The 22,652-nt window shown below is 61.0% G+C and carries 26 protein-coding genes and 1 pseudogene; 8 read left to right on the top strand and 19 right to left on the bottom strand.

The features are described 5' to 3' along the window. The first annotated feature begins 36 nt into the window (after window positions 1-36). Both ACIOVF_RS00135 and ACIOVF_RS00130 read left to right on the top strand, forming a co-directional pair. Entirely contained in the window at window positions 37-396 is a 360-nt protein-coding gene (locus ACIOVF_RS00135) for a chitin binding peritrophin-A domain-containing protein (RefSeq protein WP_082075449.1), read from the top strand. A gap of 234 nt (window positions 397-630) precedes the next feature. Next, complete coding sequence (locus ACIOVF_RS00130) at window positions 631-1,956, top strand: sigma-54 dependent transcriptional regulator (RefSeq protein WP_045198338.1); 1,326 nt, start codon at window positions 631-633, stop codon at window positions 1,954-1,956. Between the two features lie 59 nt (window positions 1,957-2,015). Here ACIOVF_RS00130 and ACIOVF_RS00125 read toward each other — a convergent pair whose 3' ends face one another. From ACIOVF_RS00125 to ACIOVF_RS00100, 6 genes are all read right to left on the bottom strand, one after another. After that, window positions 2,016-3,296: a hypothetical protein gene (locus ACIOVF_RS00125; RefSeq protein WP_045198339.1), complete on the bottom strand. Its 1,281-nt coding sequence runs from the start codon at window positions 3,294-3,296 to the stop codon at window positions 2,016-2,018. Window positions 3,297-3,342: 46 nt separating this feature from the next. After that, window positions 3,343-4,095, bottom strand: a complete 753-nt coding sequence (locus tag ACIOVF_RS00120; RefSeq protein WP_045198340.1) for a hypothetical protein — start codon at window positions 4,093-4,095, stop codon at window positions 3,343-3,345. 33 nt (window positions 4,096-4,128) lie between these two features. Then, window positions 4,129-4,809 carry a C39 family peptidase gene (locus tag ACIOVF_RS00115; RefSeq protein ID WP_045198341.1) on the bottom strand — a complete coding sequence of 227 codons (681 nt, stop codon included), beginning with the start codon at window positions 4,807-4,809 and terminating at the stop codon, window positions 4,129-4,131. A gap of 63 nt (window positions 4,810-4,872) precedes the next feature. Continuing rightward, window positions 4,873-6,189: a hypothetical protein gene (locus ACIOVF_RS00110; protein WP_045198342.1), complete on the bottom strand. Its 1,317-nt coding sequence runs from the start codon at window positions 6,187-6,189 to the stop codon at window positions 4,873-4,875. A 52-nt stretch (window positions 6,190-6,241) separates the two neighbouring features. Further along, window positions 6,242-6,814 carry a hypothetical protein gene (locus ACIOVF_RS00105; protein ID WP_045198343.1) on the bottom strand — a complete coding sequence of 191 codons (573 nt, stop codon included), beginning with the start codon at window positions 6,812-6,814 and terminating at the stop codon, window positions 6,242-6,244. 1 nt (window position 6,815) lies between these two features. Then, complete coding sequence (locus ACIOVF_RS00100; protein ID WP_093382321.1) at window positions 6,816-7,259, bottom strand: hypothetical protein; 444 nt, start codon at window positions 7,257-7,259, stop codon at window positions 6,816-6,818. Here ACIOVF_RS00100 and ACIOVF_RS00095 point away from each other — a divergent pair. Next, window positions 7,237-7,431 (top strand): hypothetical protein, encoded by a 195-nt coding sequence (locus ACIOVF_RS00095; RefSeq protein WP_156160209.1) that lies wholly within the window; start codon window positions 7,237-7,239, stop codon window positions 7,429-7,431. The two genes, ACIOVF_RS00100 and ACIOVF_RS00095, sit on opposite strands and share 23 nt — an antisense overlap. 151 nt (window positions 7,432-7,582) lie before the next feature. Here ACIOVF_RS00095 and ACIOVF_RS00090 read toward each other — a convergent pair whose 3' ends face one another. From ACIOVF_RS00090 to ACIOVF_RS00075, 4 genes and pseudogenes are all read right to left on the bottom strand, one after another. After that, a complete protein-coding gene (locus tag ACIOVF_RS00090) occupies window positions 7,583-8,107 on the bottom strand; it encodes an AAA family ATPase (protein ID WP_401286478.1) in 525 nt (174 codons plus the stop codon). After that, entirely contained in the window at window positions 8,104-8,670 is a 567-nt protein-coding gene (gene pnuC, locus ACIOVF_RS00085) for a nicotinamide riboside transporter PnuC (protein WP_045198353.1), read from the bottom strand. The genes ACIOVF_RS00090 and pnuC overlap by 4 nt, the downstream gene beginning before the upstream one ends. A 112-nt stretch (window positions 8,671-8,782) precedes the next feature. Next, the gene (locus ACIOVF_RS00080; RefSeq protein ID WP_371128679.1) at window positions 8,783-9,517 is read right to left on the bottom strand and encodes a methyl-accepting chemotaxis protein; all 735 of its coding nucleotides are present in this window, start codon (window positions 9,515-9,517) and stop codon (window positions 8,783-8,785) included. Window positions 9,518-9,640: 123 nt separating this feature from the next. Further along, a pseudogene (locus ACIOVF_RS00075) lies at window positions 9,641-10,327 on the bottom strand (cache domain-containing protein); the annotation flags it as partial. A gap of 392 nt (window positions 10,328-10,719) precedes the next feature. Here ACIOVF_RS00075 and ACIOVF_RS00070 point away from each other — a divergent pair. Together ACIOVF_RS00070 and ACIOVF_RS00065 are read left to right on the top strand one after the other, a co-directional pair. After that, on the top strand, window positions 10,720-11,550 hold the full coding sequence (locus ACIOVF_RS00070; protein ID WP_093382336.1) for an undecaprenyl-diphosphate phosphatase: 831 nt from the start codon (window positions 10,720-10,722) through the stop codon (window positions 11,548-11,550). 1 nt (window position 11,551) lies between these two features. Further along, window positions 11,552-11,998 carry a DUF1294 domain-containing protein gene (locus tag ACIOVF_RS00065; RefSeq protein ID WP_401286475.1) on the top strand — a complete coding sequence of 149 codons (447 nt, stop codon included), beginning with the start codon at window positions 11,552-11,554 and terminating at the stop codon, window positions 11,996-11,998. Here the strand turns inward: ACIOVF_RS00065 and ACIOVF_RS00060 are convergent. Both ACIOVF_RS00060 and ACIOVF_RS00055 read right to left on the bottom strand, forming a co-directional pair. Next, window positions 11,991-12,350 carry an MmcQ/YjbR family DNA-binding protein gene (locus tag ACIOVF_RS00060; protein ID WP_045198357.1) on the bottom strand — a complete coding sequence of 120 codons (360 nt, stop codon included), beginning with the start codon at window positions 12,348-12,350 and terminating at the stop codon, window positions 11,991-11,993. The two genes, ACIOVF_RS00065 and ACIOVF_RS00060, sit on opposite strands and share 8 nt — an antisense overlap. Continuing rightward, complete coding sequence (locus ACIOVF_RS00055) at window positions 12,343-13,251, bottom strand: LysR substrate-binding domain-containing protein (RefSeq protein WP_401286473.1); 909 nt, start codon at window positions 13,249-13,251, stop codon at window positions 12,343-12,345. Before ACIOVF_RS00055 ends, ACIOVF_RS00060 begins: the two co-directional genes overlap by 8 nt. Before the next feature lie 128 nt (window positions 13,252-13,379). On the opposite strand from ACIOVF_RS00055, the gene ACIOVF_RS00050 reads away from it, so the two are divergent. Together ACIOVF_RS00050 and ACIOVF_RS00045 are read left to right on the top strand one after the other, a co-directional pair. Continuing rightward, window positions 13,380-13,991, top strand: a complete 612-nt coding sequence (locus ACIOVF_RS00050) for an FMN-dependent NADH-azoreductase (RefSeq protein WP_093382354.1) — start codon at window positions 13,380-13,382, stop codon at window positions 13,989-13,991. A gap of 140 nt (window positions 13,992-14,131) precedes the next feature. Beyond that, window positions 14,132-15,163, top strand: a complete 1,032-nt coding sequence (locus ACIOVF_RS00045; protein ID WP_258606862.1) for a dienelactone hydrolase — start codon at window positions 14,132-14,134, stop codon at window positions 15,161-15,163. Here the strand turns inward: ACIOVF_RS00045 and ACIOVF_RS00040 are convergent. The 4 genes from ACIOVF_RS00040 to ACIOVF_RS00025 form a co-directional block, all read right to left on the bottom strand. Further along, window positions 15,157-16,347, bottom strand: a complete 1,191-nt coding sequence (locus ACIOVF_RS00040) for an MFS transporter (protein ID WP_093382364.1) — start codon at window positions 16,345-16,347, stop codon at window positions 15,157-15,159. The two genes, ACIOVF_RS00045 and ACIOVF_RS00040, sit on opposite strands and share 7 nt — an antisense overlap. Window positions 16,348-16,497: 150 nt before the next feature. Next, entirely contained in the window at window positions 16,498-18,084 is a 1,587-nt protein-coding gene (locus tag ACIOVF_RS00035; protein WP_010226270.1) for an ABC-F family ATPase, read from the bottom strand. Window positions 18,085-18,104: 20 nt separating this feature from the next. Next, the gene (locus ACIOVF_RS00030; protein ID WP_401286469.1) at window positions 18,105-18,533 is read right to left on the bottom strand and encodes a site-specific integrase; all 429 of its coding nucleotides are present in this window, start codon (window positions 18,531-18,533) and stop codon (window positions 18,105-18,107) included. 188 nt (window positions 18,534-18,721) lie between these two features. Then, window positions 18,722-19,738 carry a hypothetical protein gene (locus ACIOVF_RS00025; protein ID WP_401286467.1) on the bottom strand — a complete coding sequence of 339 codons (1,017 nt, stop codon included), beginning with the start codon at window positions 19,736-19,738 and terminating at the stop codon, window positions 18,722-18,724. Window positions 19,739-19,923: 185 nt separating this feature from the next. Here ACIOVF_RS00025 and ACIOVF_RS00020 point away from each other — a divergent pair, with 185 nt between their 5' ends. After that, the gene (locus ACIOVF_RS00020) at window positions 19,924-20,940 is read left to right on the top strand and encodes an AraC family transcriptional regulator ligand-binding domain-containing protein (protein ID WP_401286465.1); all 1,017 of its coding nucleotides are present in this window, start codon (window positions 19,924-19,926) and stop codon (window positions 20,938-20,940) included. A gap of 276 nt (window positions 20,941-21,216) precedes the next feature. Here the strand turns inward: ACIOVF_RS00020 and ACIOVF_RS00015 are convergent, their stop codons facing one another. The 3 genes from ACIOVF_RS00015 to ACIOVF_RS00005 all read right to left on the bottom strand — a co-directional run. Further along, window positions 21,217-21,414 carry a hypothetical protein gene (locus tag ACIOVF_RS00015; RefSeq protein WP_401286464.1) on the bottom strand — a complete coding sequence of 66 codons (198 nt, stop codon included), beginning with the start codon at window positions 21,412-21,414 and terminating at the stop codon, window positions 21,217-21,219. A gap of 6 nt (window positions 21,415-21,420) precedes the next feature. Further along, entirely contained in the window at window positions 21,421-22,386 is a 966-nt protein-coding gene (locus ACIOVF_RS00010) for a fimbrial protein (RefSeq protein WP_401286462.1), read from the bottom strand. Continuing rightward, on the bottom strand, window positions 22,386-22,652 hold a 267-nt coding region (locus tag ACIOVF_RS00005; protein ID WP_401286460.1), incomplete at its 5' end, for a hypothetical protein. The genes ACIOVF_RS00010 and ACIOVF_RS00005, both read right to left, overlap by 1 nt.

Below are 22,652 nucleotides of genomic sequence, written 5' to 3'. Positions count from 1 at the left end.
CTTGATTCGAGCATTCACACCACCAAGAGGTGCATCATGTCATACCGTTCACGTTTTACCGCAAGTCGTACCTTGGGGCGTCTGGTAGTCGCATCAGCATTTACCTTGTTAGCAGGCTGCAGCTCATCCGGGGGCGTCAGCAACGACGAGGTTCAGGTGAGCTGCGCGGCGGTCGGGGCGGGTTACCATCCAGACCCCAGCGACTGCACGCGCTATTTCCAGTGTCAGCTAATAGGTGGGAAGTGGCATCGCTTTTCCTACAGTTGCCCGGCCGGCAGCTTCTATTCCCCGTCGGCCCAGCGATGCGTAGTGGCCAGCAGTTGCCCGAGTGCCGGTCAACCCGCCACCGGCCAGCTCGACCCGGGCTTGCCCGAACGCCGCCAGCTGGTACGCTGAATACTGAGGATCCAGGCGTTCTAGCGTCAGCAAAATTTCAAGGTTGCCGCAGGGGTACCGACCCGGTATCCAGCTCGTTGCGGCGCCGCCTTTGACCGCAATTGCTCGACAAATACTCCCTTCCAGCAGACAGACGGTAGTGGGCGATTGACGCATCGTTGCTACTGTTAAAACGGGCCTGCCAACACACTGTTTCTATTTAAAATTCCAACTATTGGCGCCAAGGAATAGGTCATGCTAGAGCCTGCATCCAACCGCCGCCTGCTGATCGTCGATCCTTGCGATGACTGCCATCGTCTATTGCCTGGCTTGCGCAGTGTGGGCTGGGATGTACACAGCTGCACCTTGAACTCGGCCCTGGAACATCCCTGCGACGTCGGGCTGCTGCGTTTGCAGGCTTCGCACCTGCAGCACCCGGATGCGGTCAAGGATTTGATCAGCCGCAGCAATACCGAATGGATCGCCGTACTCAGTCCGCAGGAGCTGCGGGCGCAGAATGTCGGCGATTTTGTCTGCGAATGGTTTTTTGACTTTCATACCTTGCCCTTTGATGTCTCGCGGGTACAGGTCACCCTTGGCCGCGCGTTCGGCATGGCGCGCCTGCGCGGCAAGGGCTATGTGCATGTCGATGAACCGGAGCACGAACTGCTCGGTGACAGCCGGCCGATTCGCGAACTGCGCAAGCTGCTGAGCAAGCTGGCGCCCACCGAGTCGCCGGTGCTGATTCGCGGCGAGAGCGGCACCGGCAAGGAGCTGGTGGCGCGCACCTTGCATCGCCAGTCTCAGCGCCGTGACAAACCCTTCGTGCCGATCAACTGCGGCGCCATCCCCGAGCACCTGATCCAGTCCGAGTTGTTCGGCCACGAGAAAGGCGCCTTCACCGGCGCCCATCAACGCAAGATCGGCCGTATCGAAGCCGCCCACGGTGGCACGCTGTTTCTCGATGAAATTGGTGACCTGCCGCTGGAGCTGCAGGCCAATCTGCTGCGCTTTTTGCAGGAAAAACACATCGAGCGGGTCGGCGGCAGCCAGCCGATAGCCGTCGATGTGCGGGTACTGGCAGCGACCCACGTCGACCTGGAAAAAGCCATTGACAGCGGGCGCTTTCGCGAAGACCTGTATTACCGCCTGAATGTCCTGCAGGTGGTCACCGCGCCGCTGCGCGACCGCCATGGTGACCTGTCGATGCTGGCCAGTCATTTCTCGCACTTCTACAGCCTGGAAACCGGCCGCCGGCCCCGCTCCTTCAGCGAAGACGCCCTGGTGGCCATGGGCAAGCACGACTGGCCCGGCAACGTCCGTGAGCTGGCCAACCGCGTGCGCCGCGGCCTGGTTCTGGCCGAAGGCCGGCAGATCGAGGCACAGGATCTGGGCTTGCTGGGCCAGCACGAGTTCGCCCCGAGCATGGGCACCCTTGAAGACTACAAGCACCGGGCCGAGCGCCAGGCGTTGTGCGACGTGCTCAACCGCCACAGCGACAACCTGAGCATCGCAGCCAAGGTGCTGGGGGTTTCCCGGCCGACCTTTTACCGGCTGCTGCACAAGCATCAGATTCGTTGAGTCGTGACCAATGCGCATGAAAAAGCCCGCTGAAGCGGGCTTTTTCATGGCTGTGAACCTTAGAAGTAGTAAGGGAATTTCAGACTGAAGGAGAAATCCGGCGAGTCGTCGGTCAGGCCAATGGACAGGTTGGGGACGATGGTCAGGTTGTCGGTGGCGGCCAGGGTCATGCCGATGTTGAAGTTGGCCGCGTTGTAGTCGCTGCTGGGCACCGATTGCCAGTCACCGCCATCGGGTTTGATCTTGCTCTTGCTGGCAAACTGGTCAGTGAACGAGAACGACATACTCATCTTCTCGTTAAGGGCAAAGGCGATACCGGCGCCAATCTGCCAGGAGTCGCCCAGTTTCACGTCCCCTGCGACCTTGGTGTTGATCGTCGGGCTGATGTCGCTGAACGAGTCCTGCATGTTGTAGGTATACGACAGGCTGCCGAACAGCACTGCCGGGTCGAAGGTCTTGACCAGCGAGATACCCGGTGTAATCGCCCAGACACCGTTGCCGGTGGGCAGGCTCTCAGGCACCGAGAGGTTGTCGTTGGTCGGGTCGTTGACCAGCTTGATGCCGTAGGGGTCTTTGCCGGTGGGGGCCTTGACCCGCAGGGTGGCGACCGCGTCGGGCCAGTTTTCCGACTCATCGAGGAACTTGTAGGCAATGCCGACGTTGACATCGCCAATGGTTGGATCGCGCCTGACGGTGGCATCGGAAGTAACCGGGCCGGCACCGCCGGCACCGCCGGAGGAATAGGTGGATTCACGGTAGATCACCGGGACGTTGATATCGAACTGCCAACGCTGATCGAGGTTGTAGCGGGCGGTCAGGTCCAGGGTCCAGTTATCGGCCTTGATGCGGTCGAGGTTGATGTTGCCGAGGAAGATCGAGTCCAGCGCCAGAAAACCGTTGAGGACCAGGGCGCGGGTGTCGTAGTGGGTGTAGGTCAGGCCGGTTTCGACGCTGAACCTGCCGCCACCAAAAAAGCCGCTGGCTTCGTCATACAGGTTGGAAACGCTTTGCGCCGGTTCCGAGTCGTCTTTGAGCGACTGCCCATAAGAGCTGCCGGTGGTTCCCGGCGCACCGGTGGCCACGGTCTGGCCGCCCTTGACGGTTTCGGCGGGGGATTTGGTCAGGCGTCTGGGCGCGGGTGCTGCCGGTGCTGTTTCGACCTGGCGAACGCGTTGTTCGAGGACCATCAACGCGTTCTGCTGGGCTTCGTAACGTTGTTTCAACTCCATGAGTTCTTGTTTTAGTGCTTCGACCTGGGGGTCGGCTGCTGCGTAGAGCAATGTGGCCGGGGTCAGGCTACTCAAACAGACGATAGCTCTGAAGGTTAACGATCGGTGCATGGGTTAGCCGTCCCTTCTGACTACAAGTGATGAGACAGAGCGTAGATCAGAAACCGAGAGTGCGAAGGCCTTTGAGCTGGTCCAGGTTACCGTTCAGCGCCCCGGCGCTCGGCACGTTGTCACGCAGCACGACGTTCAGGGAGGTGAGGTTGCTGACCTTGTTGCCAGCGCCGAGCAAGGTGGTGTTCTGCATCAGCCCACCCTGGGCCAGGCGCTGCACGGTGCTGCCCTGGTTGTTGTTGGCGATGATGTTGAATTGCACGCCGCTGCCGGTTGAGGACACACTCAGCGAACCCGCGCCGTTGGCGCCGACCAGGGTGGAACCTGCGGCCAGGGCCTCGCCCTGTGGCTGCGTGGCTGCTGCGGGCGCCTGGTTGGCCTTGGTGACGTTGATATCGACGTTGTTGTAGGCGCTGTTGTTGTCGCCGGCGGCGCGCACCACCTGGGTCACGCCCTCGGTGCTGTTGAGGCCACTGCCACCGGTGACGCTACCGCTGCCGACACTCTGCGAGCGCGCCGCGCCGCTGCCTTTTTCGTCGATCATCGACACGTAGAACTGCGGCTTGATCGTCGTTTGCTGGATTTGCATCGAAGACCTGGCGCCAATCACTTCGCCATTGGCGTTTTGCCAGGTGCTGCTCATGACAATGCCAAAGCTGATGATCCGCCCGGGCATGACAAAGCGGCCGCGCAGGTTGGCCAGTTCCTGATCCTTCAGTTCAATGGGCTTGAGCGTCTGGGCCTGGGTTGGCAGGCTGGCGGCCAGGCAAAGCACGGCGAGCCAGATAGAAGTCTTCATGGGATGCTCCCGGAGCCTCATGCTCCCTTGTCATTAGAAGAAGTCGCTTTGGATGAAGCCGAAATCCATCAACTCAGCGTCTTGCACCGGGGTGAAGGTATTGATGCGGTTCTTGGCCGTGAGCGGCAGTGGTGGGTCGAGCAAGGCGTTGGCCTTGTCGTAGCCCCGGCCGATGACGGCGAAGAGAATGCCGTTCCAGCCTTTGACGAAGTCTTCGATCTTGTAGCGTTTATGGCCGAGCACCGGGTCGCCGATGTACACCCAGCCGTTGTGGACTTTCTGCATGACCACGAAGTGCTTGTAGCCGCGCACGTCCATCAGCACCACCACCGGAATGCGCACGCTCTGCAAGGCGTCCAGTTGTACCCGGTAACCGCGGGCGCGCATCCCGAGGCTTTCGACGTAGCGCTTCATGTCGAGCATGGAAAAGCCCTGGACCCGCACCACATCGTGGTCGGAGTGGGCGAGCATGCCTTCGATGATCTGTTCTTCGCTGACGTCCAGCCAGTAGGCCTGGCGCAAGATGGTCGCCAATGCCGCGGCGCCACAGCTGAAATCGGTTTTCTGTTGCACCAGGTCGGCGAATTTGCGTTCACGCACGCTCTGGATGGGCTTGAACACCACAGCACCACCCGGTAATACCGAAAGCGGCAATTGCGCCGCTTCGCTGATGCTGCTCAGGCAGAGCAAAAATGCCAAGGCGATAACGCGCATGTCCGACGCCCCCCTGATGGTGTTGAAAAAGGCCCCCCGAAGGGGGCCTCCAGATCACAGCATTTACATCGAGGTGTTGGAGATGGCCAGCGAGTTGCTTTGCTGGTTGCCCACACCGGCTGCTACGTTGACGCCCAGGTTGCCGCTGCCGCCGTTCACCGAACCGCTCAGGGTTGCAGTGTTGGTTACAGGGTTGGCCCAGCCGGTTGGAGTCAGCACTTGATAAGAGAAAGTATTGCTCAAATCATAAGAGCTGCTTTCACTGTAGCTTTTCGCTTTGTTGTACTCAGACTCGGAGGATTTGCTGCCCGATTTTTCGAACGAAGAATCGAAGGCTTTTTCGAACGAAGAGCTCTTGGACTTATCGTACGAAGAGCTGGACTCTTTGTTCCACGACTTGTCGATATCAACATCCAGCGAGGCAGTCAGCGAAGCATCGGCCGACTGCGAGCTGCTGCCGCTGTGATGACGGCCATAGTCATAGGACGAGTTTCTGCTGGCTTCAACCGATGCATCCAGCGAAGCGGTCAGAGAAGCACTGCTCGAGCCGCTGGCTTCATGGTTTTTAGAGCCGCTAGCTTCGGAGTTGTGCGAGCCGCTGGCATTGAAGCTGTTGGCGCCGGCGAGCTCGAAGCTCGAAGAGTTGCTCTTGCTGCCGCTGGCTTCCATGGATTTATCGTAATTGGCGCTACCACTGGCGGTTTTGGTCACCGTCAGGGTGTCGACACGATAGGTACGGTCAGCGTTGTTGTTGACGGTCAGGCCAGGGCCGCTTTGCTCGGCGGAGGCGGTGGCGGTTGCGTTACCCAGTGCAGCGTTGGTATTGGCAATTGCCATGGTGTTTTTCTGTTGGTTCAGGTCGCCACCGGCAATGTTGATGCCCATGTTGCCACTGCCGTTGTTGCCCGAACCGCCCATGACCGCCGAGTTGGTGCTGCCGTAGTTGTCGACCCGGTTGTTGTTGCTGTATTGCGAGACCTTGGCGGTCGCCGTTGCGTTGCCGAACACGAAGGTGTTGTCGATTTCCGAGTTGTCGGTGGCGGCGTTGGCGATGGCGGCGGCGTTGTCTTGCTGGTTGCCGGCACCGGCAGCCACGTTGACGCCGACGTTACCGCTGGTGCCGGTGGCCGAGCTGCTCATTTCGGCTTCGTTCACCGTGCCTTCATTGCGGATGCGATTGTTGGTGCTGCTTTGTTTGTCCCACGCGTTGGCGGTCGCGTTGATCGAGATTTTAGTGGGAGGAGGAGGGGTGTGGTGGCCATTGTTGTGATGACCGTTATGGCCATGGCCACGTGGTTCGTTCTGCCCAGCTTGTACAGCAACAGCCATGACCGCAGCAATTGCGAAAACCAGAGGCTTGAGTGCCATCGAAGGTTTCATGGTGATTCTCCGTACTTTATTTTAGGTTAAGTGTTGTTCCTAGCTGTTTGGGTCAGTCCGCGACCCGGATGCTCAGGGTGTTGGCCGTTCGGTTTCCCACCCCGGCACTCTGATTCAGCTGAATCACCCCACGGCTACCGGTGAAGGCCTGGTCACTGGTAGTGACCTGGCGAAAGCCGGGTGCGGAGTCAGCTGAGTCGGAGTTGTTGAGCAGCGCCACGTTCTGTTGCATGAGGACGCTGTCGTCGATACTTTGCGGACCGGAACTGATGCTGATCCGCATGGCGTTGGCTTGCTGGTTGCTGGCCCCGGCACTCTGGTTGACGCCCAGGGCGCCGCTGCCGTGGCTGAAAGAGTTGCCCTGGATGTTCGACTGGGCATCGATGCTCGGGTCTACCGTTGTGCGCAGGCGCTGGCGGATCTGGGTACTGGCGCTGGCGCCATGGCCCACCGCGATGGCCCGGGCGTTGGCCTGTTGCTGCTGATCGCCGGCAGCCTGGTTGACCGTGAGGTTGCCCTGGTACTGGGCACCGGAATTGTCGATGTTGGCGTTATTGACCACGGGGGGCTGGGCGAAGGCCGGTACACTGCAGAACATGGCCAGAATCAGCAACGAGTGCTTCATCTCACTTGCCTCCGGTGAGGATCTGCAGGGGCGCGAGGCCTTTCTGCACGCTGGAATTGACCATGTTGGAGATGCCGTTGCCGGAGTTGCCGGAACGTCCACCGGCCAGGTTCGGCAGTTGCGTCTGGTTATTGATGTTGCTGCCCAGGTTATTGGTCTGCTGGGTGACCATGGCGCCAATTCCCGAGCCGCTGGTGATCGAGGCAAAATCGCCGTCGCTCAGCTCGTTGGTTTGCTTGAGGATCTGCGCCGACGGGTTGGTGTTGACCGTGGTCGGATAAGGGTCGGGCGCCAGCGGTGGGCGCATGGCGTTGCGCGGCTGCACATCGCGGGTGATGACGACGATGCCGTTTTCGGCCTGGGCCGGCAGGCTCAAGCTCAGGCTTGAACTCACTGCACAGGCAAGCAGCAGGAGGCGGTAGATGCCTTTATCAATCTTTCCCACGATGGCAATTCCTTCTTATGGTGCGCTGGCCCTGTTCAGCGTTGCGAAGAAGAGAGCAGAAGGTGTGCCGGTTTTTATTTATCAAGCGAAAACAATGGCTTGGTTTTATGCTTGGCCAGGGTCAAAAAAATGTTGTAACGCCGCTGAGACACCGGCGCTGTTCAGCGCCTGATACTGCGGGCGCCACGGCCCGGCAACAGGCATGCCCGGGGATTGTTTCAGCGGCTTAACACTTTTCTCCGGGCACGGGCTGGCCGCTTTAGCTCGCGGCTTTGCGCAGGTGAGAGTGTTTCAGGAATGGACACTGTGAAGCGCGCAGTTGCTCAGGTCTTGAGCAACTGCGCAACCGCGGCAAAGGCTGCGCGCCGGCGCTGCGCCCAGTCGCCTTGCACGACCTGGAACGCTTGCTGGTGCTGCGCCAGCCACTCGCCCGTGGTATTGAAAAACGCCATACGTTCGGCCAGCAGCGGCTGGCAACGCTGGCCATCGTCGTGCCAGGCAACGGCCTCGGGGCTGAGCAGCAAGTGCAGGTCGTAGTGACGGGCCAGCAGCGCCTGTTCCAGCCACGCCGGGCAATCGCCGAACAGCGTGCGGCTCCAGAGCATGTTGCTCAGCAGGTGGGTGTCGAGGATCAGCAGCGCCGGTTGCCGCGCACGTGCGGCGTCTTCCCAGGCCAACTGCCCGCGGGCAATGGCCGGGATGTCGGCATAGCAGGTGTCACGCGCCTGCTCGTCAATGAAGTGGCGTACGTACTCGCCCACCCGTTCGCCACCGAAGTGCGCCTGGATTTCGGAGCTGAGCCAGCTTTTACCGCTGGATTCAGGGCCGGTGAGTACCACTACCTTCATGCGTAGGTCAACGCCGGATCGCGTCGCCAGTCGCGCCAGCCCTGTACCGCGATCAAGGTGAACAGGGCATAGAGCGCGGCGGTCAGGTACATGGCCTTGGACAGGAACAGGCCGACGAAAATAACATCAAGCACCACCCACAGCGGCCAGCACTGCAGGCGCTTTTGCGCCATCCACCATTGCGCCACCAGGCTAAAACCGGTCAGCGCGGCGTCCAGCCAGGGGTGGGCGGCGTCGGTCCAGGTGGCCATGGCCGCGCCCAGGCCGAGGCTGCCGAGCAAGCCAATGCCCAGGCCAAAGGCAACCGAATGCGCCGGCAACAGGCTGACCTGGCGGGCTTCGCGGGTGCTGCCCGGCCGGGTCCATTGCCACCAGCCATAAAGTTGCAGCACGGCATAGACCAGTTGCAGGAGCATGTCCGAATACAGCTTCACGTCATAGAAAACCCAGGTGTACAGCAACACCATCACCAGGCCGATCGGCCAGCACCAGGGGTTCTGTTTGGTCGTGAGCCACACGGCGATAACGCCGAGCACGGCGGCGAACAGTTCGAGGCCGGACATCGGCGTTCCTTGGTAGGTTCGAGAGTGGGGCGGGGATTGTACCTTGTGGCACGCCAAGCGCCACTAGTGCGCTGGCGAAGTAGCCGCAGGTACGCTCCCCGGGGCCCAACTGTCAGACCCGGAACTGACTGAGGGTTCGATCCAGTTGCTCGCTCAGGCGGTTCAAGGCCACGCCGGCACTGCTCGACTGCTGTGCGGCCGTTGCCGTCTGACGCGACAGGTCGGCCGTCTCGGTAACGTTGCGGTTGATCTCCTCGACCACATGGGACTGCTGCAGGGTAGCGCTGGCAATCGAGGCATTGAGCGCGGTCAGGTTGTGCAGCGCCTGGCTGATGGCGTCCAGGCTGACTCCGGCTTCGCTGGCTTGTTCGACGGTCTGGCGCGAGGCTTCGCTGCTGGCGTCGATGGCCTTGACGGCCGCCTCGGACTGGCCTTGCAGGTGTTCGATCATGCTCTGGATTTCGGCGGTGGACTGTTGGGTGCGCTGGGCCAGCAGGCGCACTTCGTCGGCCACCACGGCAAAGCCGCGGCCCTGTTCACCGGCCCGCGCCGCTTCAATGGCGGCGTTCAAGGCCAGCAGGTTGGTCTGTTCGGCAATCGAGCGGATCACTTCCAGTACGCTGCCGATGCGCGTGCTCTGGCCGGCCAGGGCGCGGATCACCTGCACCGCTTCATCGATGGTCGTCGATAGTTGGTCGATGCGCTGCAGGCTGCCGTGGATGCTGTGTTGCCCCTGTTCGGCGCGCAACTGGGCGTCATGCATTTCGCTGGACGCCTGTTCGGCATTCTTCGCCACATCCTGCACGGCGTAGGTCACTTCGTTGATGGCCGTGGCCACCTGCTCCATTTGCTGGGATTGCTGCTCGCTGCGCTGCTGGGCCTGGCCGGCGTTGTTGCCGACATCGCTGGCCGATTGCGCCAGGGCATGCACCGCACCCTGCAACTGGCTGATCACGCCCTGCAACTTACCGGTAAAGCTGTTGAAGTGGATGCCCAGCTGGGTGACTTCATCGTTGCCGTGGGTATCCAGGCGCCGGGTCAGGTCGCTCTCGCCACTGGCAATGGTGGCCATGGCATCGACCGCTTCCTGCAGCGGCCGGGCGATACTGCGGGCAATCAGCACCACCAGCAGGGTCATGACCAGGGCGATGCCCAGGCCGAGGATCGAGGCATCGCGCAACTGGCGCAAAAACTCGTCCTGCATGTCATCGATGTAAACGCCCGAACCGATCACCCAGCCCCAGGGCTTGAACAGCTGCACGTAGGAGGTCTTTTTCACCGGTTCGCTGGCGCCGGGCTTGGGCCAGCGGTAGTCGATGCTGCCGGCGCCCTTGGCCTTGGCCAGCGCGGCCATTTCGTTGAACAGGGCAAAGCCGTCCGGGTCGCGGATCGCCGAGAGGTCCTGGCCGTCGAGCTTGGGGTTGGTCGGATGCATGATCATCTTCGGCCCCAGGTCGTTGATCCAGAAATAGTCATTCTGATCGTAACGCAAGCCGCGCACCGCGCTCAGGGCCTGTTGCTGGGCCGCGTCGCGGCTCAATGTGCCGGCTGCTTCCAGGGTCTGGTAATAGGCCAGCACGCCGGCGGCGGTTTCTACCACATGGCGGGTTTTTTCCGCCTTGGCCTGGTACAGGTCGCCATGAATCTGGCGCAGCATCAGCAAACCGAGGGTTACCAGCATCACCACTGCCACTACCAGGATCAGCCACAAACGCCGGCTGATCGACATACTGCGAAGAGTCTTCATGGAATGCTTACCTCGAGTTCTTTTTTATTGTTGCCCACATCCAAGCATGCTTTGCCTCCCGCCACCTACTCGACCAAGGACTAAGTGCTTGATTCGTTGAGGTCTGTTGCGTCGTCCCAGCAGCGTTTATCCGAGAGGTCTGATAGGATTTCGGCCTCGACGGGATAAACCTGAAGGCCGCGTGAACTTTTCTGCTGGCTTTGCGACCAACTGTCGCTGTAAAACGGCCAGGCGCTGAACAGCCATTGGCAACTAAAAGACTATAAAGGGGCATGCCACAGGCATTGCCCCACGGGGGAAGCATGGATCTTTGGACCGGCCTGCAGGCTGTCATTCTAGGTATTGTCGAAGGCTTGACAGAGTTCTTGCCGATCTCCAGTACCGGCCACCAGATTGTCGTGGCCGACCTGATCAATTTCGGTGGTGAGCGGGCCATGGCCTTCAACATCATCATCCAGCTGGGCGCGATCCTGGCGGTGGTCTGGGAATTTCGCCGCAAGATCTTCGAGGTGGTGGTGGGGCTGCCGCGTCAGCGTGAGGCCCAGCGCTTTACGGTCAACCTGCTGATCGCCTTCATGCCGGCGGTGGTGCTGGGGGTGCTGTTTGCTGACCTGATCCATGAGTACCTGTTCAACCCCATCACCGTGGCCGCCGCCCTGGTGGTTGGTGGTGTGATCATGCTCTGGGCCGAGCGCCGCGAGCATGTGATCCGCGTTGACCAGGTCGACGACATGCGCTGGTCCGACGCCCTGAAGATTGGTTGCGCTCAGTGCCTGGCGATGATCCCGGGTACTTCGCGCTCCGGCTCGACCATCATTGGCGGCCTGCTGTTCGGCCTGTCGCGCAAAGCAGCCACCGAGTTCTCGTTCTTCCTGGCCATGCCGACCATGGTCGGTGCGGCGGTGTATTCGGGCTACAAGTACCGCGATCTGTTCCAGCCAGACGACTTCCCGGTGTTCGCCATCGGCTTTGTGGTCTCGTTCATCTTCGCCATGATCGCGGTACGCGGCCTGCTCAAGTTCATTGCCAACCACAGTTACGCGGCCTTTGCCTGGTACCGTATCGTGTTCGGTTTGATCATCCTCGGCACCTGGCTGTTCGGCTGGGTCGACTGGACCACGGCGCACGGTTGAGATGAGCCGTAGCCAGAGCCAACAGCGCCGCGCAGCCTCTGCCAGCGGCGCCATGCAAAACCCGCGCAGCAAGCTGCTGGTTTTTGTCGCCCTGTGCCTGCTGCCCGTGGGCGGGGCCCTGCAGATGCTGTTGAGCGGGCAGTCCTGGGTGCCGGCGCTGGCCTATCCGCTGGCCAGCCTGGTGAGCTTTGTGCTGTATTGGCGCGACAAGCAGCAGGCCCGCAACCAGGCCTGGCGCACGCCAGAGAAAGTCCTTCACGCCAGTGAGCTGTGCGGCGGCTGGCCGGGCGCCTTGCTGGCCCAGCAACGCTTTCGGCACAAGACCCGCAAACTGTCGTTTCAGTTCAGTTTCTGGACCATTGTCGGCGTGCATCAGTTGTTCTGGATCGACCACCTGCTGCTCGGCGGCCGCTGGCTTGGCGCTGCCCTGGCGCCAATCCTCAGATAAGCAAGCCTGGCTGCAGGCGCTTGGGCAGGCGCCGGACCACCAGTTGGTGGGAGCGTTGCAGCAATTCGGTCAGCTCGGCGCGGCCCATGGGGTAGGGTGCTGCCATGCTGACCCAGTGCGCGCGCGCAAGGTAAGGCGCCGGGCGCACGCCGGGGCGGTCGACGTAGCCGAGAAACAGCTCGCTATCGACCTTGAACGACAACCCGGCGCCGCCCAGGTCAAGCACGGCAAACATCTTGTTGCCGGCCACCGAGAACACCCGGATGCCGCCCCATTTGTAGTCTTCGCGCGCACCCGGGAGGCTCAGGCAGAAGGCCGCGACCTGTTCTTCGCTGATTTTCTTGTCAGACATAACGCTCCCCGCATTGGGCAAATTCCGCGACCAGGTGATCGATCCATACCCGCACCGCCGGCAGCAGCCCGCGCCGATGGGGGTAGACCGCCTGCAGATAACCGCCGGGCAGCGACCAGTCTGGCAGCAGGCACACCAGCTCGCCACGTTCGAGTTCTTCTTCGCAGTGCATGATCGGCAGCGTGGTAAAGCCAAGGCCGGCGACAGCGGCGGCTTTGCGCACGACAAAGTCGTCGATCGCCAGGCGTGCCTCCAGGGCCAGTTCGTGCTTGTGGCCCTGGCCATCGAGCAGGCGCAGATGCACCAGGCGGTCGGCATCCACCGCACCGAGTACCGGCAGGCTGGCCAGGTCTTGCGGGTGGTTGAGCGCCTGCGCGGCAGCAAACTGCGGGGCGGCTACCAGCAGCATCTGCGCCTGACGCAGGCGCCGGGTGACCAGCGCCGGGTCTTCATCGCCCAGGTCGCGCACTCGCAGGGCAACGTCGACACCTTCGGTGATCAGGTCGACGCGACGGTTGAGGAGGATCATGTCCAGTTGCACCTGCGGGTATTGCTGCAGGAAGCGGCTGATCACGTTCGGTAAAAATTCATGGGCCAGGCCCACCGGGCACGACACCCGCAAGCGCCCGCGCGGTTCGCTGGTCATGCTCGCCACCGCTTCGTCGGCCATTTCCGCCTCCAGCAGCATGGCCTGGCAGTGGCGCAAATAACGTTCACCCACGGCCGTCAGCTTCAACTGGCGTGTGGTGCGTTGCAGCAGGCGCGTGCCCAGGCGCTCTTCGAGTTCGGCGATACGTCGCGACAGGCGTGATTTGGGAATCCCGAGCACACGGCCAGCGGCGGCAAAACCACCGGCTTCGACCACCCGGGCGAAGTAGAACAGATCATTGAGGTCTTGCATGTGCGTCACCATTGTCCTGCCAGTAGGACAAACTAACGCATTTTTGCTGACTTATCAGCTATTCGCCACCCAAGTAGGATTCTCCCCATCGTGATCGCCCACTCGCGGTCTTCATTCAGGAGAGTCCCATGAAACTGTTGCATATCGATTCGAGCATCCTGGGCGATAATTCCGCCTCCCGTCAGCTGAGCCGCAGCGTGGTTGAAGCCTGGAAAGCCGCCGAGCCCTCGCTGCAAGTGACTTACCGTGACCTGGCCGGCGACGCCATCAGCCACTTCTCGGCCGCGACCCTGGTCGCCGCCGGCACCCCGGAAGAACTGCGCGACGCCGCCCAGCAGCATGAAGCCAAACTCAGCGCCGAAACCCTGCAGGAGTTTCTCGACGCCGACGCCGTGGTACTGGCCGCGCCGATGTACAACTTCACCGTGCCGACCCAGCTCAAGGCCTGGATTGACCGCGTCGCAGTGGCCGGCAAGACCTTCCGCTACACCGAAGCCGGCCCTGAAGGCCTGTGCGGCAACAAGAAGGTGATCCTGGTATCGACCGCAGGCGGCCTGCACGCCGGCCAGCCTACCGCGGTCGGCCATGAAGAGTTCCTCAAGGTGTTCCTTGGTTTCATCGGCATCACCGACCTGGAAATCGTCCGTGCCCATGGCCTGGCCTATGGCGATGAGCACCGGGCCAAGGCCCTGAACGCCGCGCAAGTGCAGATCAGCACCGACCTGTTCGTCGCCGCCTGATCTCTGGGCCAGTAATCAAACCGACTGCCGGCAGCGCCTGCAGTCGGTTTTTTCATTGAGGTTTCATCTGCGCCGGGCTGGCCCGTTCTATGCTGCGCACTATCAGCATTGATCGATAGCGTTGCTTAAGGTGCAATACGATGCGGCGTCTTGGCGCATTACTCCTGTTAGTCCTGTTGGGCAGCCCGCTGATGGTGCAGGCCGAGCCGGCTGCGCACTGGAGTGTCGGCGTGCATCGCCTCAGTTTCGCCGACCCGCTCGATGCGCAGCCGGTGCAGGCCCTGGCGTTCTATCCTTCCAGTGCAGTTGAGCGCAGCAGCCGCATCGACGGCTACCGGGTCCAGGCTTGGGAAGGTGCGCCGATGGTTATCGGCCGTTATCCGCTGTTGATGCTGTCCCACGGCAATACCGGCACGCCGCTGGCCTTGCACGATCTGGCCACCGCCCTGGCGCGGCGCGGCTTTATCGTCGTCGCCGTCACCCACCCGGGCGATAATGCCCGCGACCACAGCCGCCTGGGCACCTTGAGCAACCTTTACGGGCGGCCGTTGCAGATCAGCGCAGCGATCACCGCCAGCCTCGGCGATAGCTTTCTGGCGCCGTACATCAATGGCCCGCAGGTGGGCGTCATCGGCTATTCGGCTGGCGGTGAGACCGCCTTGATCCTGTCCGGGGCGCAACCGGACCTGGAGCGTTTGCAGCGCTACTGCCAGGAGCGGCCGCTGGATGCCGATGCCTGCAAAACCAAGGGCGTGCTGATCGCCGACCGCGCCGACCTGCGTGCCGCGCCCGATCCGCGGGTCAAGGCGCTGATGTTGATGGCGCCGCTGAGCCTGATGTTCGGCCGTCATGCGTTGGCCGAGGTCAAGGTCCCGGCGTTGATCTACAGCGGCGACAAGGACCAGTTGCTGGCCATCGACAAGAATGCCCAGGCCCTGGCGCGCAAGCTGCCGGTCACGCCCAACTACAAGCTGTTGGCCGGTGCCGGGCACTTCGTGTTCATGGCGCCGTGCGACGACGAGCAGCGCCAGAAAATGGCCGCCTTGTGCAACGACCCGGACGGCGTCGACCGTGAGGATATTCACCTGACGCTACAGGCTGAGGCTGCGCGGTTTTTCAACCACACCCTGGCTGACCGCCATCAGGGCGGCCTGCACATGGCCGATCAGTAGTTGCCGGCGCGCCGTGACAGCAGGAGGGTGAGGCCGACGCCAAGCAGCGAAAGCAAAGCAGCCAGGCAAAAAATCCAGGCATAGCCCAGGTGCAGGGCCACCGCACCCATCAATGGCCCGGCAATCGCCAGGGCCAGGTCGAAGAACACCGCATAGGCGCCCAGGCCTGCACCGCGGCTGGAACTGGGCACCTGTTTGATCGCCTCGACACCCAACGCCGGATACACCAGCGACAGGCCGAAACCGGCAAAGCCTGCGCCAATCAATGCCAGCACCGGGCTGGGTGCCAGCCACAATAAGGCCAGGCCCAGGGCTTCGGTGGCCATGCAGGCCATCGCCACGGGATAGCCGCCAAAGCGGTTGACTGCGTTGACGAACAAGAGCCGTGAGAGGATGAAACACACGCCGAATGCGCTGAGGCACCAGGCTGCGCCGCTCCAGCCCTGCTCGAGGTAGAACAGGGTGACGAAAGTGGTCAGGGTGCCGTAGCCGATCGACGCCAGAGTCAGGCTGACCCCGCACGGCGCAACCCGGCCGAATGCGGCCCAGAACGGCAGGCGCTCGCCACGTACCACCGGCGTCGACGGTTTGTTGCGGATTACCAACAGGGCCAGCACTGCCAGGACGCTCAAGGCCAGGCCCAGGGTGGCGAAATTGACTCGGTCGACCAGTGCCACGCCCAGCGGCGCACCGATGGCGATGGCCCCGTAGGAGGCAATGCCGTTCCAGGAAATCACCCGCGCGGTGTGCTCGGCGCCCACCGCACCGATGCCCCAGCTCAAGGTGCCGACGCCGATCAGACCCTGGGCGATGCCCAGCAGCACGCGCCCGCCCAGCAGCGCCAGCAGGCTCAGCAACGGCACATCGACTGTCAGCGCTGAAGCAAAGGTCAGCACACCGCTGGCGGCAATACCGATCAGGCCGTAAATGATTGCCCGCTTGGTACCCAGGCTGTCTGCCGCGCGTCCGGCCAGCGGCCGGCTGAGCAGGGTGGCCAGGTATTGCAGGCCGATGGTGATACCGGCGATCACCGCACTGAAGCCTAACTGGTCATGCACATAGCTCGGCAGCACCGCGATCGGCAAACCGATGCAGAGGAAGGCGATAAAGGTATAAAAGACAATCGAAAGGATTTGCCGGGTGATCGACCCGGTATCGACGGGGGCGGGTGCTTGCGCGGACATGAGCTCGTTCGCTGGCGGGCGGTGGGAGAGGGCCCATGATCGCCGGGTGCGAAGAGAAAAGGAAGCAGGCTAACGGATTTTCCAGCATCGCGGGGCAAGCCCGCTCCTACAGGATTATAGGAGCGGGCTTGCCCCGCGATCAGATCTGGATCAGATCACCACACCCTGGCTGCGCAGGTAGTCATCGTAGGTGCCGCTGAAGTCCACCACACCGCTCGGGCTCAGCTCGATGATGCGGGTGGCCAGCGACGATACGAACTCACGGTCGTGGCTGACGAAGATCAGCGTGCCCGGGTAGTTCTCCAGCGCCAGGTTGAGCGCCTCGATCGATTCCATGTCCAGGTGGTTGGTCGGTTCGTCCATCACCAGTACGTTGGGCTTTTGCAGGATCAGCTTGCCGAACAGCATGCGGCCTTGCTCACCACCGGAGATCACCTTGACCGACTTGAGGATCTCGTCGTTGGAGAACAGCATGCGCCCCAGGGTGCCACGGATTACCTGCTCGCCTTGAGTCCACTGGCCCATCCAGTCGAACAGGCTCAGGTCCTCTTCGAAGTCGTGGGCGTGGTCCTGGGCGTAGTAGCCCAGTTCCGCGCTTTCGGTCCACTTTACCGCGCCGGCATCCGGGCTCAGTTCACCGACCAGGGTACGCAGCAGGGTAGTCTTGCCGATACCGTTGGGGCCGATGATCGCTACGCGTTCGCCGGCTTCGACGGTGAAGCTGAAGTTTTCGAACAGGGTCTTGCCGTCGAAGCCCTTGGACATCTTCTCGATGGTCACGGCCTGGCGGTGCAGCTTTTTGGTCTGCTCAAAGCGGATGAACGGGCTGACCCGGCTCGATGGCTTGACCTCGGCCAGCTGGATCTTGTCGATCTGTTTGGCGCGCGAGGTGGCCTGCTTGGCTTTCGAGGCGTTGGCCGAGAAGCGGCTGACGAAGGTCTGCAGTTCGGCGATCTGGGCCTTCTTCTTGGCGTTGTCCGACAGCAGCTGCTCGCGCGACTGGGTCGCGGCGGTCATGTACTCGTCGTAGTTGCCCGGGAACAGGCGCAGTTCGCCGTAGTCCAGGTCGGCCATGTGGGTGCAGACGCTGTTGAGGAAGTGGCGGTCGTGGGAAATGATGATCATGGTGCTGTTACGCGCCGTGAGAATGTTTTCCAGCCAGCGGATGGTGTTGATGTCCAGGTGGTTGGTTGGCTCGTCGAGCAGCAACACTTCCGGGTCCGAGAACAGCGCCTGGGCCAGCAATACACGCAGTTTCCAGCCTGGCGCGACTTCGGTCATCGGGCCGAAATGCTGTTCCAGCGGGATACCCAGGCCCAGCAGCAGCTCACCGGCGCGGGATTCGGCGGTGTAGCCGTCCATCTCGGCGAACTCGGTTTCCAGCTCGGCGACGGCCATACCGTCTTCTTCGGTCATTTCCGGCAGCGAATAGATGCGATCGCGCTCGGCCTTGACCTTCCACAGCTCTTCATGGCCCATGATCACGGTGTCGATCACGGTGAACTCTTCGTAGGCGAACTGATCCTGGCGCAATTTACCCAGGCGCACGTTCGGCTCGAGCATGACCTGGCCGGCGGACGGCTCCAGATCGTTGCCGAGGATTTTCATGAAGGTCGACTTGCCGCAGCCGTTGGCGCCGATCAGGCCGTAGCGGTTGCCGTTGTTGAACTTGACCGAGACGTTCTCGAACAAGGGCTTGGCGCCGAACTGCATGGTGATGTTAGCGGTGGAGATCAAAGGGCTTACCTATCAATAGCTTACGTCGCTGGCATTGCGGCTGATACCGATTTGATACCAATTTGCAGCTTTTCCAGCTCGCTCCAGTCGGAGCTTGAGTTAATCCAACGCGCATACGTCGACAGCAGCATTTGCACGCTGTGGCCGAGCTGTTGGGAGATAAATGCGGGGTTGAGGCCAGACATTAAGCATATTGTCGCATAGGTGTGACGACAGTTGTATGGCGGACGGTAACGAATCCCCAGTTCTTTAAGTACCGGCCGCCACTGATGATGCAGATCAGAGGTCTGCCGGACGTACTCTGCGTTCTTCGATGGGGGGAAATGAACGGTGACTCCGTGACCCGCCCCTTTCCTTTCCTGCTTCACATGGGCAACCTTCTTCTCCAAGTCGACAGCATCCCAGCGCAGCGCCAGGCCCTCCGACAGGCGTACGCCGCTGAAGAACACGAACTCGAAGAACGCCGCGTAGATCTGGCTTGGCCAGTGCGGGTGCTTGTAGAGCCTGGCGGTGATCTGACCGGCTAGAGCAGAACCTCGCTAGAAAGCGCAGTGGATTCGGATGCTGACGGACAGCAATAAGCATCCGGCTGGGCAAGGTACAGAAGGGCATTTAAGCCGTCGCCTACCCCGTCACCTCAGTAGAGATGGCGCAGGTCATGCTTGACCACCGCATCGACCACCAGGCTGGTGGCCTTGCCCAACAGGCCCGTACCGTTCATGTGCTCGGACAGCATCCTGGAAAAGGCTGGAATCTGCCTTTCGTCCAGGTGTGTTGCGCGATCCCACAAGCCCGCGGCCAGCAGTGCTGGGCAGTGCTGGAAGCGATAGCGCTCGACGTTCACGACGGTAGCGACCCGAGGTGGCTTGCCGTTGATTGCCAGTGGGGCGAGCAAGTTCGAGTCGTTGTTCAACCAGGCGCGCCCGGCCACAGATAAAACCGTGTCGGCGCCGGGCTGAAGGAAGGACAGGCGCAAGGCGCCATCGACGAGAATATTGCTCAGGCTGCAGGCAACCTTGTTGCCAGGGCGTTCCGGTACCAGCAGAGTGTGGCGATCCAGTACCTGTACGAAACCAGCCGGGTCACCTCGTGGCGACATCTCGGTGGCGTCGGCCTGGCGCTGCGTAAGCATCAGCAGGTACGGCGAGGCGGCGATAAAGGCCTGCGCTGGCTCGGACAAGGCCTGCCCTGTGTCAGCTAAAAAGGGCGTGGTGTACTCTCTGGCCCGCCAGAAATCGGCGCGTACCTTGGCTCGCGAACAGTGCAGGAACAGCGCCTCGGCGCGAAACTCCAACAGCTTTCCGGCCCGCAGAGAGCCCCGGCCATTGGCGCGCAGGCTGAACCCCACGCCGGGCAGGATGAAATACAGACTGCAGGCCATTTCCTCTATCGGCTGCTGTGAGATCGCTTTGTCTGCCGGCCAGGGCAGCAAGATGTCCTGGCCCTCGGCCCGTAACACTGGATGGTGGCGCAAATCGAGGTACTCGATATCTAACCGCGGGTCGGCGAAGCCGACGGCGCAAACCGTCGCTTGGCGGATCATCAGCAGGCAGTGCTCATCCAACTTGCGCTGCAGTCGTTTGTGCATCATCGCCGGTGGTGGCGGAATCAGTGCGCGCAAGGCGCTTAACGATTCGATTCTGTGCTCGGGCATAGCAGGTCTTCCTGTGCCATGGTCGTGTCGTCGATGCTAGGCAGTCCGATGACGGCTAGCCATGGCTCTGCGGTTCAACCTGCATGGCTTTTGGTTGCAACCTGCACTTGCACGGCCGACGGCTGGCCGCCGCTCTGCACCGTGCGTTAGAGTCGTTACCCAAGCAACTACCAAGAGCAAGTCCGATGGTCAGAAGTACCACCGTATCTGCCGTCGCAGTGCTGGATCTGCACGACCAGTTGCTGAATCTCGGCGTGGTCACTGCAACCCAGTTGCGGGAGGCCGGGGTGGAGGGTGCCAAACTTCTCGACCAGGGGGCTGCGGCATCGCCGATCCAGGAGCAGCGTGTCGACGAGACCCAGTTACTGGCGCTGTGGCAGTTCGCCGCGAACAACACGCAATTGCCGCATATCGGCCTGCTGATCGGGCAGACCTTCAACCCCGCCACGCATGGCGTGCTGGCTAGTTGGTTGCGCCAATGCAGTCGGGTGAGCGAGGTGCTGGAAGTGTTCCAGCGGCATATCGCGCTGATGAACCCTTCGGAGAGCTGGCAGTACAGTGAAACGGCAGATGCTCTGGTGCTGGAGATCACCTTCGCCCCCGGCAAAACCTACCCGCAGGCGGCCATCGAACGCAGCATGAGTGCAGTGCTGCGCTGGAGCCGGGAGATGACCGGCGTAGAGCTGCGGCCTCTGGCCTGCGAGTTCGCTTTCCCATCCCCGGCCTACCATGCGCACTATGTCGAGCTGTTCGGCAGCGAGCTGCGCTTCGACAGCGAGAGAAACAGCCTCCACCTGCCGCGCGACTTCCTGCAGCATCCCATTCTCGGCGCCAGCGACTACCTGCGACAGATGCTGGAGTCTCGTGCAAGGGCGACACTCGCGCAGCTGCAAGACGCAGATACGCTTGCCGGCACGGTGCGTCGCTTGATTCTCGCAAGCCTGCCAGAAGGCGTGAGCATCGAGCCAACCTGCCAGGCGTTGCACGTCAGTCGCACCACCCTCTACCGACGCTTGAAGGAAGAGGGCACCAGTTTCAGCGCGCTGGTGGCGAAGGTACGTCGCGAGTTGTCCGCGGAGCTGATTCGCCAGGGGCTGCCCGTGGCGACGGTCAGCGAGCGGCTGGGGTTCAGGGATACCAGCACTTTCCACCGTGCCTTCAAGCGCTGGTTCGACCGCCCTCCGGGAGCCTTTCGAGACTAGCAGTGGGCTTGCCGCTTTCGGCGCCAATGGCGCGTTAAGCGAGGCGATTGAATTGCCCCTGAAAAGGTAGGTGCCTGCGAACCTCAATGCAGGAGACTGGCCTGCTGCGAATCAGTCCGCTTCTGGCCGATTTCTGCCCGTCGCGACCGGCAGCTATAGGTTGTGGATTCAACCGGTCGATGCAACAGATTGGCTGAATCCACAACCCAGGGTAGACATTCGGTGGGATACACTGTCTGGCATCAGTGATCTCACATCAAAGCACAGGCTATGCGTTCAAGAAGGAACAAATGGGCTGGTGGGTGTCGTGGACTTCGCAGCGATTCGGCGCAGATCGGCCAGGCGCCGGGCCTGGCGCAAGGCGAGGAGTGCGCGCTCATTGAGCAGGATCACCCGGTGCTGCTGGGTCTTGATCCGGTCTTCCGGCTGGCCATCGACGATAATGCGCCGGATGTTCGCGGTTGTTGCCTCCACGAGGGTTCATAGATAGCTCATAACGAATGACACCTCGCTGTTAGCCGTTCCAGGACTTACCCCTGAGTCATTCTTGCCGCCGTTGCTTGCGGGAAGTATTCGATAATATCGTGCGCTCAGTGGTATCCGGAAATTTCCGCCTGTAGAGGTGTAGTCGCTGAATGCGTGATCTTTGTTTAGTTCCAGAGGGGTTTGATTGCTGTCTAGTATTTGTAGGGCAATGCCTTTGGCCGTTGAGGTCTTGTTTAGCTCGATGATGCCCTGGCCTGCATCCCAGGCTGGGGTGGTCGGGTTTGGAGCTAAACTGTACATAACCTTATTTATTCCACTGGGACAGTTGTTGAGTAGGATGTTGAATGCAGTTGCTTTCGAAGTGTCACCAATGTCGGAAAAAACGCCAAGATCATACTGTCCCATTTCAACGTTTACATCTGGGGTTTCGCAGGACTGAGCTACAATCGATACGTTTTTGGATATGCGCATTGCCAGAGGTTGCAGCGTACCTATCTGGTAATAACCAATATCCCCTGCTGGGATGGTTAAGTTTCCCTTGAGCGGGGCTATCTTAAGTAGATGTAGTGTGTGGGTTGTGCCATTGAAGCCATATCCCCCAGGTTCCCCAAAGCTACCGCCAAACCCTTTGACTGGGCCAGTCTCCCTTATCCATTGCCAAGCCAGGCCGCTATTGCTAATAGGGAATATGACTGAGGTGGGGAGGGTTGTTCCTAGGTTATTCTTGATCCCCTTGTCGAATGTGGTTGTGCAATTGTGTGAGCTGTTTCCTTGAAATGTCACGGTGTTTGTTTGATAGATGGTCGTGCCGTCTGCTGTGTCCCTGGGGATTGAAAGTGTTGAAGGTATATCAAAAATTATGGAATTTTGTTGGTGGCCCTCATAATATTTGCAGTCTGCCGAGGCGTCGAACCATGCGCAAACTAAAGCCATAAACAAGAAGTTCTTTTTAAGGGCCATTATTTGGATGACCCCTCAATGAATTCCCAGTGATAATCGGGGTTTTCAGACTTTATTTTGTCGTAGTAGTGAGTAAAGCCGGTTGGCTCGGGTTTTATATGCTGGTCAGGGGACGCACACCCAGAAAGCGCAGTAAAAAAACTTGCGAGGAAAGCTGGATTTAGCTTATAATTGCTTGCTTGCTTGCTTGCTTGCTTGCTTGCTTGCTTGCTTGCTTGCTTGCTTGCTTGCTTGCTTGCTTGCTTGCTTGCTTGCTTGCTTGCTTG

The sequence above is a fragment of the Pseudomonas sp. NPDC087612 genome (assembly GCF_044743505.1).
GTDB lineage: Bacteria > Pseudomonadota > Gammaproteobacteria > Pseudomonadales > Pseudomonadaceae > Aquipseudomonas.
This window is presented reverse-complemented; position numbering and strand designations above follow the sequence as displayed.